This window comes from Mesomycoplasma molare (assembly GCF_024918955.1).
In the GTDB taxonomy this organism is placed as follows: Bacteria; Bacillota_I; Bacilli_A; order Mycoplasmatales; family Metamycoplasmataceae; genus Mesomycoplasma_A; species Mesomycoplasma_A molare.
Genome location: NZ_CP103423.1, coordinates 62,810 through 79,713, shown reverse-complemented (window position 1 = coordinate 79,713; position 16,904 = coordinate 62,810). Strand labels below are relative to the sequence as shown.

The 16,904-nt window shown below is 24.3% G+C and carries 16 protein-coding genes; 10 read left to right on the top strand and 6 right to left on the bottom strand.

Features of this window, described 5'->3' with window-relative positions; all coding sequences use genetic code 4:
- Nucleotides 1-64 precede the first annotated feature (64 nt).
- The 3 genes from NX772_RS00395 to fba all read right to left on the bottom strand — a co-directional run bounded on the left by NX772_RS00395 (nucleotide 65) and on the right by fba (nucleotide 2,197).
- Nucleotides 65-643 carry a hypothetical protein gene (locus NX772_RS00395; protein ID WP_027123366.1) on the bottom strand — a complete coding sequence of 193 codons (579 nt, stop codon included), beginning with the start codon at nucleotides 641-643 and terminating at the stop codon, nucleotides 65-67.
- Nucleotides 644-774: 131 nt separating this feature from the next.
- Nucleotides 775-1,218, bottom strand: coding sequence for a thermonuclease family protein (locus tag NX772_RS00390; RefSeq protein ID WP_169733381.1), 444 nt, complete (start codon nucleotides 1,216-1,218; stop codon nucleotides 775-777).
- Nucleotides 1,219-1,333: 115 nt separating this feature from the next.
- Nucleotides 1,334-2,197, bottom strand: coding sequence for a class II fructose-1,6-bisphosphate aldolase (fba, locus tag NX772_RS00385; protein WP_027123365.1), 864 nt, complete (start codon nucleotides 2,195-2,197; stop codon nucleotides 1,334-1,336).
- Between the two features lie 189 nt (nucleotides 2,198-2,386).
- Here fba and NX772_RS00380 point away from each other — a divergent pair, with 189 nt between their 5' ends.
- Both NX772_RS00380 and asnA read left to right on the top strand, forming a co-directional pair.
- The gene (locus NX772_RS00380; RefSeq protein ID WP_027123364.1) at nucleotides 2,387-3,181 is read left to right on the top strand and encodes an alpha/beta fold hydrolase; all 795 of its coding nucleotides are present in this window, start codon (nucleotides 2,387-2,389) and stop codon (nucleotides 3,179-3,181) included.
- 1 nt (nucleotide 3,182) lies between these two features.
- On the top strand, nucleotides 3,183-4,163 hold the full coding sequence (gene asnA, locus NX772_RS00375) for an aspartate--ammonia ligase (RefSeq protein WP_027123363.1): 981 nt from the start codon (nucleotides 3,183-3,185) through the stop codon (nucleotides 4,161-4,163).
- A 211-nt stretch (nucleotides 4,164-4,374) separates the two neighbouring features.
- Here asnA and fmt read toward each other — a convergent pair whose 3' ends face one another.
- The gene (gene fmt / locus NX772_RS00370; RefSeq protein ID WP_027123362.1) at nucleotides 4,375-5,220 is read right to left on the bottom strand and encodes a methionyl-tRNA formyltransferase; all 846 of its coding nucleotides are present in this window, start codon (nucleotides 5,218-5,220) and stop codon (nucleotides 4,375-4,377) included.
- 71 nt (nucleotides 5,221-5,291) lie between these two features.
- Between fmt and secG the strand changes: the two genes are divergently transcribed.
- From secG to metK, 3 genes are all read left to right on the top strand, one after another.
- Nucleotides 5,292-5,522 (top strand): preprotein translocase subunit SecG, encoded by a 231-nt coding sequence (gene secG, locus NX772_RS00365; protein WP_027123361.1) that lies wholly within the window; start codon nucleotides 5,292-5,294, stop codon nucleotides 5,520-5,522.
- 2 nt (nucleotides 5,523-5,524) lie between these two features.
- Complete coding sequence (rnr, locus tag NX772_RS00360) at nucleotides 5,525-7,588, top strand: ribonuclease R (RefSeq protein ID WP_036450194.1); 2,064 nt, start codon at nucleotides 5,525-5,527, stop codon at nucleotides 7,586-7,588.
- Nucleotides 7,589-8,151: 563 nt separating this feature from the next.
- Nucleotides 8,152-9,285, top strand: coding sequence for a methionine adenosyltransferase (gene metK, locus NX772_RS00355; RefSeq protein WP_027123359.1), 1,134 nt, complete (start codon nucleotides 8,152-8,154; stop codon nucleotides 9,283-9,285).
- Nucleotides 9,286-9,318: 33 nt separating this feature from the next.
- On the opposite strand, the gene serS is transcribed toward metK, so the two are convergent.
- The gene (gene serS / locus NX772_RS00350) at nucleotides 9,319-10,593 is read right to left on the bottom strand and encodes a serine--tRNA ligase (protein WP_027123358.1); all 1,275 of its coding nucleotides are present in this window, start codon (nucleotides 10,591-10,593) and stop codon (nucleotides 9,319-9,321) included.
- A gap of 42 nt (nucleotides 10,594-10,635) precedes the next feature.
- Here serS and NX772_RS00345 point away from each other — a divergent pair, with 42 nt between their 5' ends.
- From NX772_RS00345 to NX772_RS00330, 5 genes are all read left to right on the top strand, one after another.
- Nucleotides 10,636-12,765: an AAA family ATPase gene (locus NX772_RS00345; RefSeq protein WP_027123357.1), complete on the top strand. Its 2,130-nt coding sequence runs from the start codon at nucleotides 10,636-10,638 to the stop codon at nucleotides 12,763-12,765.
- A 20-nt stretch (nucleotides 12,766-12,785) separates the two neighbouring features.
- Nucleotides 12,786-13,367, top strand: a complete 582-nt coding sequence (gene pth / locus NX772_RS00340) for an aminoacyl-tRNA hydrolase (protein ID WP_027123356.1) — start codon at nucleotides 12,786-12,788, stop codon at nucleotides 13,365-13,367.
- Complete coding sequence (gene tilS / locus NX772_RS00335) at nucleotides 13,327-14,208, top strand: tRNA lysidine(34) synthetase TilS (protein ID WP_036450191.1); 882 nt, start codon at nucleotides 13,327-13,329, stop codon at nucleotides 14,206-14,208. Before pth ends, tilS begins: the two co-directional genes overlap by 41 nt.
- Before the next feature lie 221 nt (nucleotides 14,209-14,429).
- Nucleotides 14,430-14,525 carry a helix-turn-helix domain-containing protein gene (locus NX772_RS03970; protein ID WP_465223507.1) on the top strand — a complete coding sequence of 32 codons (96 nt, stop codon included), beginning with the start codon at nucleotides 14,430-14,432 and terminating at the stop codon, nucleotides 14,523-14,525.
- 59 nt (nucleotides 14,526-14,584) lie between these two features.
- On the top strand, nucleotides 14,585-15,040 hold the full coding sequence (locus NX772_RS00330) for a hypothetical protein (protein ID WP_259429382.1): 456 nt from the start codon (nucleotides 14,585-14,587) through the stop codon (nucleotides 15,038-15,040).
- Nucleotides 15,041-15,769: 729 nt separating this feature from the next.
- Here the strand turns inward: NX772_RS00330 and NX772_RS00325 are convergent.
- Nucleotides 15,770-16,792 carry a hypothetical protein gene (locus NX772_RS00325; RefSeq protein ID WP_027123354.1) on the bottom strand — a complete coding sequence of 341 codons (1,023 nt, stop codon included), beginning with the start codon at nucleotides 16,790-16,792 and terminating at the stop codon, nucleotides 15,770-15,772.
- Between the last annotated feature and the right edge of the window lie 112 nt (nucleotides 16,793-16,904).

Here is a 16,904-nt window from a genome sequence, read left to right as displayed (position 1 = left end):
GAGTTAAGGAATTTAAATTATAAATAATTATTATATTTATTGTCACTTTATTTTTATAATTTATCTAATTTTTTAAATTTTTTAATGCTTCTATTTTTTCTTTTTCTAAATCTAATTTTTTCGCTTCTATTTCAAATTGTAAATCTGTACTATTTTTGGATTCACTCATTAACTCTTCTAATCGTTCTTGAACTTCTTGAATATTTTTTAATTTTGTTAAAATAATTTCTTTTTCTCTAGAATTGTTTGAACCAGAAACAAAAACTATATGTAAATTAGATCCGGTAGAATAAATTTCATCTATTTGGTCAATTCTCATTGAAAAGTTGTATAAAATTCCGGTAGATTTTCCATTAATGAATTTATATATTGTGCCTTTTATTTTTTTGCTTGTAATAATTACATTTTGCTTTTTACCAAATTTTATATGTAGAAAAATGTATGATATTACTAATAATATAGAAATTATAAAAGAAATTATACTAATGGTTTTGAAAGTACCGTCATCACTATTTATACCAATAATTGAAAAAATTGCCAAAAAAAAGAAAAAAATGAATCCCAATATAAACATAATTTCACTTTTAAATTCAATTCTAAGAATTTCCTTTTCTTCAGAATTATCTTTTCTTATTTCATGCATATTGCCTTTTTAGATTATTAAATCCAAAATCATTTTACAAAAAAAAAAAAAAAGACAAGCATTTTATAGAAATATCTTCATTATAGTCATTTTAAATGCACTAAATTTCTTGCAATAAAAATAAAAAAGTTCTAATAGAGATTTTTTTCAACTTCTGAATCTGAATTATATATTTTTCAAAAACCTTTTTTTCATTTTTTAGCATGATAAACTTCATTTAATAATTCTTCATAATATTCTTTATCTTTTGTATAAAAAGGTGATTTAACATCCAAAGATATATACCTTATAATAGCTAAACCATTTCTTAATAATTCCTTAGAAAAGTCCTTATTTTTATAAGATATTTTGGCTACTTTTCTATTGTATTTATCTTTAGAAATTTCTATAATTTCTATTTCTTTTTTTAAAATATTTTCTTTTAAGAAATTTCTAGCTTTCAAAGCAAATAAATGTTTATTATTTTTTGTAAAATTTCCATTTTTGTCTTTAATTTCTGGGGCATCTATACCAAATAGTCTATATCTTATACCTTTTGATGTAAAGGTATCTCCGTCGTAAACTGACGATACCATTTGTGTATTTTTTTGAAAATTATTATTTTCTCTACAAGATATCAGTAATAACGAGAAAAAAAGTTGAAAAATTAAAAGGATTTTTCCTAAAAAAGTTCGCATAAAAAAATAGAGACTATGCTCTATTTTCTGAACCAAATTCTTTAATTTTTTCTATAACTGTTTCTCTCATTGCCGCTGTTCCTGGAGCGTATAATTTTCTAGGATCAAAGTTTTTACCTTTTTTAGCTTCTCCAGATTCTACATAAGCTCATATAGCTTTAGCATTTGATTGTTGTAATTCTGTATTAACATTGATTTTAGAAATACCTAACGATATTGCTTTTTGGATTTGTTCTTTAGGTATACCTGATCCACCGTGTAATACTAATCCTATTTTAGCTTTCGCTGATATTTGTTGTAAAGCTTCAAAATTTAATGATTTTCAACTTTCTGGGTATGGACCATGAATATTACCTATTCCTGCTGCTAACATATCAATACCTAATGAAGACATTTTTTTAGCTTCATCTGGATTTGCTATATCTCCATTACCTACAATTCCATCTTCTTCTCCACCGATAGTTCCTACTTCAGCTTCCACCGATACACCATTAACTAATGCTAGTTTAGTTAATTTTTTTGTATTGTTGTAGTTTACTTTAAATGTTTCGTGTGAACCATCATACATAACAGATGTATAACCTGATTTAATAGCTTTTACACAAGCATCAAATGAACCGTGATCTAAATGTAATGCAACTGGAATAGTTATTTTTAAATCTTCCATAAGACCTGAAACCATTCCATAAACTGTTTTATAACCACCCATGTATTTTACAGCACCTTCTGAAGTAGCTAAAATTAAAGGTGATTTCATCTCTTGCGCTGCTAATAAAACTGTTTTTGCTCATTCTAAATTATTTATATTAATGTGAGGGATTGCATATTTTTTCTTATATGCATCTTTCATCATTAATTTTGCATTTACTAAACTCATTTCTCTCCTTATTATTTTTATATAAAAATTATAATTTAATTTTTTAAAAATTAAATAAATAAATATCAAAATACAAATTATTTTTAGTTTTTATAAAGGGAATAAAGTAATTATTTTTAAATTAATTTTTAACTAACATATTTTATTTATTATAAAATTTATTATGTTAAAAAACAAGTAGGTAAAATTATGAGAATAAAATATGATTATCCTTTTTCTTATAAAAATAATAATAACTCTAAATATAATATAATTTTTGTTCATGGATTTAATTCTAATCACACAAGGCATAATGTTTTTATGGATAAATGAACTTATTGCGATTATTATGCCATTTCCTTTCCGGGAAATGATTTGTTGGAACCAAAAAATAGTGATGAAGTTAGTGTTGAATCTTTTTCTAAATTATTGATTAATTTTATAAAAAATAATAATTTAGAAAATGTTATATTAATAGGTCATTCGATGGGTGGAGGCATTATTTCTCTTGCATACAAACAAGAACCTTCACTATTTAAAAAAATGATTTTTGTCGCTCCAATGAATAAATCTTCGTTAATAAAAAAAGACGATTTCTTTAATACTTATTTTCCTAAAAATTTTGAAGAATTTAAGGTTTTTTTAAGTGCCCTTTATTATGATTCTAGTTTATTATTAAATAATGAAAAATGAGTGGAAAAAGAAAGAGAAAATTTCGACTATTTTTTATATAATAACCCCACTATTTTAAAATTAGGGAATAGTTTACCAAATATTGAGTTAATGAATAAAATTGAAGAAGGTTTAAAATCAATAACGATCCCTAGTTTACTTATTTTAGGTGAAAAAGATGCCGTTATAGATAAAGAAAAATGTGTTCAATATTTTCAAGATAATGTCAAAAATATTGAAATTGAAATTTTTTCAAAATGTGGACACATGATTTATTTTGAAAATTTAGAAAAATATTTTGAAATTATAGAAAAATTTATAAAAGAGGATTAATATGTATAAATCAAAATTATCTGTAAAAGAAACACAATTAGCTATTCAAAATCTAAAAAAAATATTTCAAAGAGAATTACAAAAAAGACTAAATTTAACTAGAGCAACTGCTCCTCTTTTTGTTCGTAGTGACTCTGGTTTAAACGATGGTTTAAATGGGGAAAATCCAGTTACATTCAAACCTAAAGATTCAGAAATTAACCTAGAAATTGTTCATTCTTTAGCTAAATGAAAAAGAGAAGCTTTAAAAGAATATGAATATCTTCCTGATGAAGGAATTTATACAGACATGAACGCTATTAGAAAAGAAGAGGATCTAGACGAAACTCATTCTTTTTACGTCGATCAATGAGATTGAGAAAAAATTATTTTAAAAAAACAAAGAAATTTGGACTTTCTAAAAGAAACTGTTGTAAATATATATAAAGCTCTTTTAGCTACTAAAGAAGAAATACAAAAAGAATTTCCTATACTAAAAAACGAGTTATCTCCTAAAGTTTTCTTTATTTCTAGTCAAGACTTAGAAAATTTATACCCTAACTTTTCTATTGAAGAAAGAGAAAATTTAATAGCGAAAAAATATGGTTCTGTTTTTATTTATCAAATTGGTTATAAATTAAATTCAGGAATTAAACATTCTTCTAGAGCTTTTGATTATGATGATTGAAATTTAAATGGAGATTTAATTATATATGCTCCGGAAATAGATAAAGCTTTAGAAATTTCTTCCATGGGGATAAGAGTTGATAAAAAGGCAATCTGCGAACAAGCAAATAAAAGCTCAAAAGAAATAGAAAAAATTTCACCATATCACTATAAAATAATTAATGAATTATTACCTTACACAATTGGTGGCGGTATAGGGCAAAGTAGAGTAAGTATGCTTTTATTAGAAAAAAAACATATTGGAGAAGTTCAATCTAGTTTTTGACCAGAAAAATATAAAGAATCTTTAGCTAAAAAAGGAATAAAATTACTATAATTTTGGATTTTTTTAGATTTAAGACACTTTTTTTATTTTTTCTTTTAAAATAAAAAAAGTTATTATTTATTTTTAATAAGGAGAAAATATGAATACTGAATGCTTTTGCAAAGAATGCTCATGTAGTAGAGAATGTTCTTGTGGTGTATGTAAATGCTCAACAGAAAATAAAAACTAGAGTTATTTTCTCTAGTTTTTTTATATTCTTTTTTTATTGACTTTTAACATTTATTTTCTTTTTACCTTCATATTGGTATTCATATATATATAAATCACCATTTTTAAAATTCAATTTTATGGAACTTTTAACAAAATTCAAAGATGCTCTAAATAATTTTAATCTCTTATTTTCTTTAGTAAGAATAAATGCTCCCGGATTTTCATTAAGAGCTTTTATTTTTTTATATACTTCTAAGTAATCATCGGTTAAAAACACCTGAGAAAAGCTTTTTTCGATTTTTGGTGCTAAAGTGGCTTCTGAATGTTGTTGTTGAGTTATAGATAGTTGATTATTGTATAATTTTTTTAATCAATCAACTATATTTTCCTTAGCTAAATTTGATAATTTTTCAAACAATTCCTTTGAAGTGTCTTCTTCTTCGATTTTTAAATATGCTTTAGCTAGCATATCTCCAGCATCCATTTCTTTTACCATATAAATTAAAGTTATGCCCGTTTCTTTGTCTCCATTTAATAAAGAATGTTGTATAGGAGCAGCTCCTCTGTATTTAGGTAAAATTGATCCATGTATATTTACAGAAGCTATTTTTGCTATTTTTAAAACTGAATCCGGAATTCACTGACCAAATGCGGCTGTAACTAAAATGTCGTATTCTAACTTTTCTAATTCTTCTTTTATTTCTGATATTTTATTTGGTTGAAATAGTTTAATATTATATTTTTGCGCTAATTCTTTTACAGGTGTTGGTATTACTTTATAACCCCTATTAGCTGGTTTATCTGGTTGCGAAATAATTGCAACAACATTTAAATTATTAATTATTTCTTCAAAAATAGGTACACTAAATTCAGGAGTTCCCGCTAATACTATTTTCATTTTAATCCTTTTCATTCTTATTTTATTTCTAAATGTTATAATTAATTATATTTTATAATAAAAGGAGATACATGAAAGTAGTAATAATGACTATTTTAATTATTATTTCATTAGGAATAATGATTGTTTCTTTATTAATGTCCCCTGATTCTAATGGTTTTTCTGGTGCTTTAGTTGGTTCTTCTGATTTAGATTTATTTAAAGTCTCAAAAGAAAGAGGTTTTAAGAAAATTTTAAAATGAACAATGTTTGGACTGGGATCTTTTTTGTTATTATTTGCACTACTATTTAGATTATTTTAAGCATGAAAAATTTTAATATTAAAGAAATACAAACCTTAGCACAAAAAAATGAGATTAATTATTTATCCTTAGTTAAAAAACTAAACATAGATAGAAAATTCAATAAAGAGTTTTCTATTTTTTTAAATGAAATGCTAAAGAAAAATCTTCTTTTTTGTAAGAATGATTTTTACTTTTACAAAAAAGAAGCTATTAAAATAAAAGGAGAATTTTCTTTAAATAATAGAGGTTTTGGTTTTATAAAAACAGAGAATGAAGAATCTTATTTTGTGCCTAAATTTTACACTTTAAACTCTTTAGATGGTGACATCGTTGAAGCAACTTGTTTTCAAGAAGAAAATAAAGAAGGATTATTTTGTGCTATTAATAAAATATTAGAAAGATCTGATAAACAATATTTTGGATATATTAAAGTCAACAACGGTTTTTTTGATTTTACACCATTTGATTCTAAAATTCAATCGCGTTTTAGGTGATTTAAAAAATACAGTTTTTTTCCACACGAAGTTGTTAAAGTTAAAATTATAGAAATTAAAAATAATTACATCATCATTGATTTAGTAGATAGATTCGGTGATCTTAATTCACCTTTTAAAGATATAGAATTAGCTATAGAAAAAAGCGAAGTAAATCACATTTTTTCTAAAGAAGTTTTAGAAAAAGCTAAACAAATCCCTCAAGATATAAAAAATGAAAATATAGAAAATAGAGTAGATCTACGAAATGAAGTTATTGTAACAATCGATGGTGAAGATACTAAAGATTTTGATGATGCAATTAGTATTAAAAAAACTGAAAATGGTGAATTCATTTTATCAGTTCATATCGCTGATGTAAGTTACTACGTAAAAGAAAATGATGATGTTGACTTAGAAGCAAGAAAAAGAGGAACATCCGTTTACTTAGCTGATAGAGTTATTCCTATGCTTCCTTTTGAGCTTTCAACAGGTATATGTTCTTTAAATCCGAAAGTTGATCGTTTTACAATTACGATGGAGTGTCAAATTAATTCTAAAGGCGAAAATACTTGGGTTAAATTTTATCCTTCTATTATTAATTCTTATAAAAGACTTACCTATAATCAAGTTAATGATTTTTATGAAGGAAAAATAGATTTTGATGAAAATATAAATACCCTTTTAAATAATGCTAAAGAACTTGCTGAAATTATAAGAAAATATAAAAAAGGACAAGGTTTTATTGATTTTGAGTTTGAGGAATCAAAAGTAATTTTAGATGAAAATGGAAAAACAATTGATATTGTAATTAGAGATAGAAATACTAGTGAAAATATGATCGAAGATTTTATGGTTAGAGCTAATGAAAACATTGCCGAATTTATGTCTAAAAAGGGATTGCCATTTATATATAGAATTCATCCCGTTCCAGAAGCTGAAAAAATTGATAGTTTTAACCATATTTTAAAATCATTAAATATTGATGTCAAAATCCCTTATACAGATAGTCCTATAATTTTTGCAAATGTTATGGAAAAAATAAAAGATATTAACTTTGATAATTTTATTAAAATTAATTTATTAAGAACGATGCAAAAAGCTATTTACTCTGATAAAAATATAGGACATTTTGGTTTAGCATCTAAATTTTATACACACTTCACTAGCCCTATAAGAAGATACCCTGATTTAATAGTTCACCGTCTTTTAAGAGAATTTATTTTTGAAAATAAAAAAGAAAATATTGATTATTTTAAAAATGAACTTGAAGAAATATCTTTAAAAAATTCTTTAAGTGAGCAAAGTGCTATATCTCTAGAAAGAGAAGTTTTAGGAATTAAAATTGCAGAATTTTACGAAGATAAAATAAATGAAGAATTCGATGCTCAAATAGTTTCTATAAAAAAATTTGGTTTTTTTGTAGAAATGAAAAATGGTTCTAGTGCATTAGTGCATGTTTCTACTTTACCAGGAATAGATTATGAAATGGATGAAAATGAAATATTTTTAAAAAACAAAGATAATGTCTTTAAAGTAGGACAATGAGTAAAAATTAAAATTGAATCAGTCTCTAAATTCGAAGGTAAAATTAATGCAATTCTAAAATAGAATTTTATAAACGAGTTAGTTTTTTACTAACTTTTTTATTTTCTTTTTTTTAATTAACATAAAAAAACGATAATAAAAAACTGATTTCCTTACCAAGAAATCAGTGAATAATTTATTAATTTAACTAATAAATTTATGCGAATATCATAATTACTTTTATTTTTGTTTTTTTCTTTGTTTTCCTATAAAAAATACAGAAAAACAAAGGAAATTTTGAAAAATATAACTAATTTTTAAAAATAATATTTTTTATTCAAGATTTTCAAATTAAATCTACTATTTTTTGCCAAAAAGTGCATTTTTCATTAAAATTTTACCATTTTTTTCACTTTTTGCCAAAAAAAAATATTTTTTTTATTTTTTTTCAAAATTAAGTTAAGATTTTAATGAAAAATAATACATAAAGAGTCATGGAGCTAAGGAAGCTAAGAAGTGTGCCAACCTGCTTAATGCAAGGTGGAATACCTAGGGATACTAAAAATGTCTAGCATGTAAAAATTAAAGTCCTTTATTTTTTTATGATCTCTTTAAAAGAGATTTTTATTTTTCAAAAAAGGAGAAAAATGTATAAAAAATTATTTACTAGTGAAAGTGTTGGAAAGGGTCACCCTGATAAAATTTGTGACCAAATTAGTGATGGTGTTTTAGACTCCATTTTAAAAAAAGATCCAGAGGCTAGAGTTGCCTGTGAGGTAATGGCATCTAATAGATTAATTATCATAGGTGGTGAAATAACAACTAAAACTTATGTAGATGTTGTTAAAGTTGCTTGAAGCATTTTAAAAAGAATCGGTTACAATGAAAGTGATTTTACAATAGTATCTAACGTTAATAAACAAAGTCCAGATATTAATCAAGGTGTTGATAGAACAGATGGTCAAATAGGAGCGGGGGATCAAGGAATAATGTTCGGTTACGCAACCGATGAAACTCCAGAGTTAATGCCTTTAGCTATAACTTTAGCTCACGCTCTTGTAAAGAGAGCGGAAGAGTTAAGATCTAGTCATAAATTTAAATGAGCTAAAGCCGATATGAAAAGCCAAGTAACTATTGATTATAGTGATGAAAATAATGTAAAGATTGACACAATTTTAATGTCAATACAACATGATGAAAATTACGACGAAAACCTGTTTAAATCCTTTATAAAAAAGGAAATTATGCTCTATATTGCTAAAAAATATAATTTAAATGAAGACTTTAAAATACTTATAAATCCTACTGGAAAATTCACCATTGGAGGCCCTATTGGAGATGCAGGATTAACTGGAAGAAAAATAATAGTTGATACGTATGGAGGAGCTGCTCGTCACGGTGGTGGAGCCTTTAGTGGTAAGGACTATACAAAAGTAGATAGAAGCGGCGCTTATGCAGCTAGATGAGTTGCTAAAAATCTTGTAGCTGCGAAAGTAGCTAAAAAAGTAGAAATTCAATTATCTTATGCCATCGGTGTTGTAAAACCTATTTCTATTCACATAAATACTTTCAATACCTCTAAATTTAAAGATGAAGAAATTCTAAAAGCTATTGATAAATTTTTTGATTTATCACCAAGTGGAATAATCAATGATTTAAATTTAAAACAACCAATTTATTTACAAACTGCAACCTTTGGGCACTTCGGAAGAAATGACTTAGATCTTCCTTGAGAAAAAACAAATAAAGTTGATTTAATAAAAGAGTTTTTTAAGTCATAAAAAAATCAAGCTTATAATTACAAAAGCTTGATTTTATTTTTTACTTATTTTTGTTAAACCATTCATATAAGGGATTAAAACTTTAGGAACATCTATTGAACCATCTTCGTTTTGATATTGTTCTATTATAGCCGCAAAAACTCTATCAATAGCTATTCCTGAACCATTTATTGTATGAGCGTATTCTACTTTATTATTTTCATTTCTATACCTTATTTGCGCTCTTCTTGCTTGGAAATCACCGAAATAAGAAATGGAAGATACTTCCCTAAATCTTTGCTCTGAAGGCAATCATAATTCTAAATCATATGTTTGTCTAGAACCAAATCCTATATCACCTGTAGAAAGCAACACTTTTTGATAAGGTATTTCTAATTTTTCTAAAATGCTTGCAGCATCATTTATAGTTTTTGAAAATTCTTCTAAAGCTTGTTCTGAGTTTGTTATTTTAACTAGTTCTACCTTGTGAAATTCATGAGAACGAATTAAACCTTTAGTATCTCTTCCTCCGCTTCCAGATTCTGATCTATAACATTTGGTATAACCTACATATTTTTTAGCTTCTTTTAAATCTAAAATTTCATCATTATTATAATTGGTTAAAGTTACTTCAGCAGTAGGGATTAATCATAAATCGTTATTTTCTAATTTATAAATATCTTCTGTAAATTTTGGCAATTGACCTGTTCCATACATCATTTTACTAGAAACTAAGGTTGGTGTAATTAATTCATTATAACCATTTTCTGTGTGTGTATCTAACATAAAGGAAATTAAAGCTCTAACTAGTTTTGCCCCTTCGTTTTTAAAAATAGCAAATCTAGATCCTGACATTTTTACAGCTCTAGAAAAATCTAATATATCTAAATCTAAACCTATTTCATAATGCGGTTTTAAAGCTTTTACAAGACCTCTTCCAATTTCACTTTTTACTTCAACAATAACATTGTCATTTTCATCTTTTCCTATAGGAGTACTATCTAAAGGTAAATTAGGAACAGCAGATAATAATTCTTCTATTTTTACATTTATTTCTTGATTTGTATTAGAAAGCTTTTCTATAATGTTTTTCAATTCTGACATTTCTTCTTTAATCTTTGAAACATCTTTTTTTTCTCTAACTAATTTCCCAATTAATGCTGATTTTTCATTTCTTTGACTTTCTAGTTGTTGTAATTCAGTCATTATTTTGCTACGTTTTTCTCCTAAGTCAAATATTGTATTTAAAACAGAAATATCAAAATTTCTTGTTTCTAATTTTTTTATTATTTCTTCTTTATTATTTAATAGATATTTAATATTAAGCATAAAAATAATTATAATATAATTTTATAGTTTATAATTCTTTTTATGCAAGAATTCATAGTAGAAATTAGCTTTTTAATTTTTAGTAATACAAATAAAACTTATTTTGTTTATAAAGCTAAAAATGCTGATAATAAAATAATGAATCTTATTTCTTATATACCTTTGGAATTAAAAAAGAAATATAAAATTTCTGCTACTAAATTAACTAATAGTAAATATCAAGATAGCTATGAAATAAACAAATTTGAACAAATAATAAAAGAAGAAAAAAATACAATAATTAATTTTTTTTCTTCAAAAACATTTCCGGGTATAGGAAAGAAAATAGCTACTAAGATTTATGAAATTTGAGGAGATAATACAATAAAGATTCTAAAGTCAAATCCTGAATTAATTTTAGAATCTAATAATAATATTCCCGAATCTAAAGCTAAAATTATATTTAATAAATTAAATTCTTTTAGTTTAGAAGATGAAATATATGAATTTTTTATTAGCAATAATTTAATGAACTTATATTTTAAAATAAAGGAAAATTATAAAATGCCTTCTTTTTGAAAAATATTAAAAGAAGATCCTTTCATACTTTTAGAATCTGATAATGATTTTAATTTTTATGATGTAGACTTAATGGCTAAAAAGCTAGGTTTTGATGATGATAAAAATAGATTGGAATATTTGATTTTATATAAAATTAAATTATATCTTTTAAAAAATAGTAATACAGTATTAGAAAAAAATGAATTTAAAGCTATTTGATCTTTAGTAAATAAAGAAGAAAATATTGAACCTCAACATTTTTTCGAAATAATTAAAAAACTAATAAATAAAAACAAAATAGTTTTAATCTCGGAAAATCACTATACAATTTCTATTTTTTTAGATGAGGAAAAGTTTATTTTAGAAACTTTTGAGTCAATTTATAATAAAAAAGAAAATAATAGTTTTCAAATACCCAAAGTTCAAGATAAATTTGATAATATACAAAAGGAAGCAATAGAATCTGTTTTTTTAAATAACCTTGTCATTATTACCGGTGGACCAGGTACAGGTAAAACAGAAATTTTAAAGGAAATATATTTATCTTTAGCAAAAATATATGACAAAGATAAAATGGTGATTTTAACACCTACTGGTAGAGCTGCTTATTTAATTAAAGAAAAAAGCGGTTTAGATGCAAAAACAATTCATTCCTTTCTTGATGTTTCTAAAAAAGGTGAAGAATTTATTTTTTTAGAATCAGAGCCTAAAAAAATAAACGTTTTAATTATCGATGAATTTTCAATGGTATCTCAACATTTATTTTTTAACTTACTTAAAAATATTGACCTGGCCTATGTAAAAAAAATTATAATAATAGGTGATAAAGATCAACTACCTTCTATTGAGTACGGAAATTTACTAGCTGATTTTCTAGAAATACCAATGTTTAAAATTAACATTTTAAAAAATAATTATAGGCAAAAAGATAAGCAAGAAATTATTACTTTTTCACAGTCAATTAACAAAGGTATTGTACCTTCAATAAAAAATCAAAATGTTTTTTTAATAGAAACTTCAATACAAGATTTTTTTCAAATTTTAGATTCTGAATTAAATATCTTATTAAAAGAATATACTATTAATGATTGGATAATAATGGCTCCTATTTACGAAGGAGAAGTTGGGATAAATAAAATTAATAATTTTATACAAAATAAACTTTTTGATAGAGAAAAAAATAAGCACTTTATAATTGAAACGAAAAGTGGAGAAAAAGTTTTTTTCGAGAATGATAAGGTAATGCAACTAAAAAATGACTATAATGAAGATATTTCTAATGGTGAAATTGGTTACATAGAAACTTTTAGAGAATTTAATAAAAAATTGGATTTTGTAGTTGTTAATTTCAATAATAAGCTTATTAAATACAATAGAGAACAATTTTTAGAACAAATAACTCTTTCTTATTCTGTATCTGTGCACAAGTTTCAAGGTTCAGAAGTGCCTATTGCCCTATTTGTACTATTTAAACAAAATAGTTATCTTTTAACTAAAAAACTATTTTATACAGGTGTTACGAGAGCCAAAGATGAAATAAAAATAATCGGCGAAAAAGAAGCTTTGGAATATGCAACAAATAATTTAGACAAAGAAAGGAAGACAAACATCAAATTTTTAGCAAAAAAATAAAATGTTTTATAATTTAACTTATGAAATTAATTGTTGGTTTAGGAAATCCTGGAGATGAATATAAAAAAACAAAGCATAATGTCGGTTTTTGAGTTTTAGACAAAATAGCTGAAGAATTAAATTTAAAATTTGATAAAAATAAATTTAATGGTCTTCATACTAAAAATGAAGATTATATTTTAGCAAAACCTTATACCTTTATGAATAATTCGGGATTTTTTGTAAAAGAAATTGTTAATTTTTACAAAATTGCTATCGATGATATTTTAATAGTATATGATGACATGGATTTTAAAATAGGGCAAGCAGCTATCAGAAATCACGGTTCAGCAGCTGGGCATAATGGTATTAAAAGCATTATAGAACAATTAGGTAGTGATAAAATCAAAAGAATGAAAATTGGAATTGATAGACCAAAAATAAAAGAGCAAGTTAGAGACTATGTTTTAACGCCCTTTCAACCTGAACAAAAGAAAATTATAGATAAAGTTGTTCAAGAGGCAGCTTTAGCATGTATTGACTTTATTTCCAACGATATAAGAATTGTTATAGAAAGATTTAATGCAAAAAATAAAAAAGCTAAAACTACTATTAGCAGTTAGTGGTGGTCCTGATTCTATGTTTATGTTAAATAAATATAGAAAACATAATATTATAGTTGCACACGTTAATTACAATAAAAGAGAAGATAGCTGAAAAGATGAGAATATCGTCTCAGAATTTTGTAAAAAAAACAATATTCCTTTCTTTAATTTATCAATTCAAAAATACGAAGACAAAATAAATAATTTTCAGTCATACGCCAGAGAAATAAGATACAATTTTTTTAAAAAAATATATACAGAAAATCATTGTGATTTTTTGTATATTGCACATAATAAAGATGATTTTTTTGAAAATGTTATATTACAAAAACAACAAAACAAAATAGTTAATTACTGAGGAATAAAAAAAGAGACCACTTTATATAACATGAAAGTGTTTCGTCCTTTTATTTTCAAATTGTGAAAAAAGCAGATTGAAAAACTAAATTTTAAAAACGGTGTTAATTTTGCTATTGACTATACCAATAACCTTTCTATTTATGAAAGAAATAAGGTAAGATTAAAATATAAAAATAACAAAATTCAAAAAGCATTTATTTTTTATTTTTATAGGTTTAAGAATCTATTTTTTATTTTTAAAAACAAAAAAACGAGTAATTTTTTATACAAATGAGAAAAAAAAGATTTTAATATAAACTATTTGAAACACAAAAATGAAAAATTTATATTAAATGTAATTTATAATCTTATTAATCAAAAATTTTTAGACATAAATTTAAGTAAACAAAAGTTATTATCTATTAAAACCTTTTTATTTTCCAAAAATAGAACTTCTTCTTTTAAACTTAAGGATGATGTATTTTTAATAAAAAAACAGAATAAACTTATTTTTAATTAAATTTATTCTGTTCCCTGAATGCAAAATCAAGTGCACCACTATAATGTAAAATTAAAAAGTGGTTGCACTTGATTTTTTAAATAAAAAAACACTCTATAAAAATTTAAGACAACATACTTTTTATTGAAAGGATCATATGAATTATAATACAACAAAGCATTATTCGCATTTAAATGCTGAAAAAGATTTTTAATAGAGAAATTGTTTTATAAAAATATTCAATTAGACAAATTGCTAATTTTCTTAATGTCAATCACTCAACAGTGTCAAGAGAATTAAAAGAAATTCAAATTTTTACGGATTTTATGATCATTTAATAGCAAATGAAAAAGCTAAAATAAGACATAAACATAAAAGATTGTTTTTCTTTTCTCAAATGGATGATTATAAAGAATTTAGCAAACTTATTAAAGACAATTTTAACAAAGCAACATGTGGAATAAAAATGACTTACAACCTAATAAAAGAAGGAGTCAAAAACATTAAAATCCCTTCGCTAAGGACTGTTTTTAATTGGATTAATACAGGAAAATGAGTATTAACTAATAAAGATAGATTAAGAAAGCACTATACAAAAGGCGGAAAAAGAAAAAATAACGTTATTGAAAGACTTGTGCAGTCAAATTATGTATTTCCTATTTGAGCTAGACCAAAACATATTGATTTAAGAGAAACATTTGGGCATTGAGAGGGTGATTTAGTTATAGGTAAAAAATCCGCAGGGCATTCTAGTCTTTTAACTTTAGTGGAAAGAAAAAGTAGGTTGGGAATAATTGTAAAAGTTTCAAGTAAAAACCCTTTTACATTAATAAAGTTCTTTATGAAAGAATAAATACACTAGAATTACCCGTTGAAAGTATTACTTTTGATAATGGAATTGAATTTAATGCGGTTGGAATATTAGCAAAAAATTAGGAATTAAAATTTATAAAACCGATAAATACGCTTCTTTTCAAAGAGGAACTAATGAAAATTTTAACGGACTTATAAGAAGAGTTTATAAAAAGGGACTGATTTTAATAAAGTCTCTCGAGAAGAAATATTAAATCTTGAAAAAGAATAAATTTTATGAATAGAGACATACTAGAAGGAAAATGCGCTTTTGACATATATGAAGAAGAAATAGAAAGATTAAATAAATATTAATTAAAACTATTAAAAATTACAAGATTATTACAAGAAAATAATGAAAGGGTCGAAAAATTTTGCCCCATAATTTTTATTAACTTCATTAATAAAAACCGCTTTACAAGCGGAATTAAAAGAAGGGGATATCCCCTTCACCCCTTAATAGTAAATAGGGGTATAAAATATTGTAAATTGTAGTACAATGTTTTTATAATAAAAACTACTGGTGCACTTCAATTTTCATTTTAGGAACAGAATAAACTTATTTTTAATTAAATTTATTCTGTTTTTTTAATTAAACTAAATAATATTTAGCGTTTTAAGATTAACACTTAATTAGATCAAAAAGTTATTAATTGTTATTAAAAAAACTACCTAGTGGTAGTTATTTTCTTTTCTATTTATAAACAAATTATATCACAAAAAAGCATAATTACATTTCTGCTTCTTTATCTTTTATTGTATCATCATACTCTTCTTTAATCCATTTTAATTTGCTTCTGTTATAGTCATTATCTTTACTTTTTAAAATATTGTCCATTTCAGCAAAGGTTTTAACTTTCTTCATTGTTAGATTAGGATTTTCTTTATATTTTTTTTGGTCTTCTATTATATCTTTTTCTAATTTAACAGCATAATTAACATAAGTTTTAATATTAATATCAAAAGTTAAAGGAAGAACTATTTGTTCTGGTAATTTTTGATTTTGATACTCTACTTCTAATGCTACTTCTATTACAATATCTCCTTTTACTTCTCTAAAAGTTAATTTAGGGTTTTGAAATTGGAAATCTTTATGTTTTTTGCTAAATTCTTCAATTTTTTCATTAATAATTGGACTTAAACCATCTTCTAATATTCTTATTCCTTCTGAAGTTTCCCTAGTTGCATTTTTATTTTGCTTTCCATTTGAATAAAAATCACCTGAATAACCAATACCATATTGCTTCATTATTTGGAATATTTTATGGTAAAACATTTGCTCTTGTTTTAAAGTGTGTTCTTCTAACTTTAAGAAAGGATAATATTGCTTATCATCTTCATCATCATTAACATTTTCAAAATATTCAAAACTTAAATTTTCAGGTGTATACCTATGAATAGAATTATCAAAGAAATTTTGGATGTCTTCATATAAATCTAAATATGATTTTTCAAAATCATTTAAGTGGTTTATATTAGAAGTTAGTTCTTTAAATTGTTTAACACTTCTAATTTCTTTCATTTCACTTGTATCTCTTCCTTCTCTATAATATTTTTCTTCATCATAATAATCATCTAAAAACTTAGTTAAATTAGGTGCTATTTCCATAGACATTTGATGTTCTAACCTTTTTTCTTTTTCTTCTGCTGTCTCTACTTTTTGTTTTTCTACAGAACAAGATACTATCATTGGTGCTATCACTGTTGATGCTACTGTGGGTAGTGCTATTTTATATAATCATTTATTTTTCATGGTTTTTTCCTTTTTTCTTTTTTTAACTTTATCAAAAAAAACAAGTATTTGCTTAAACTAGTGCCGTGATAAAAGAAATTTAATAAAATAAAAAACACCACGAATATAAACT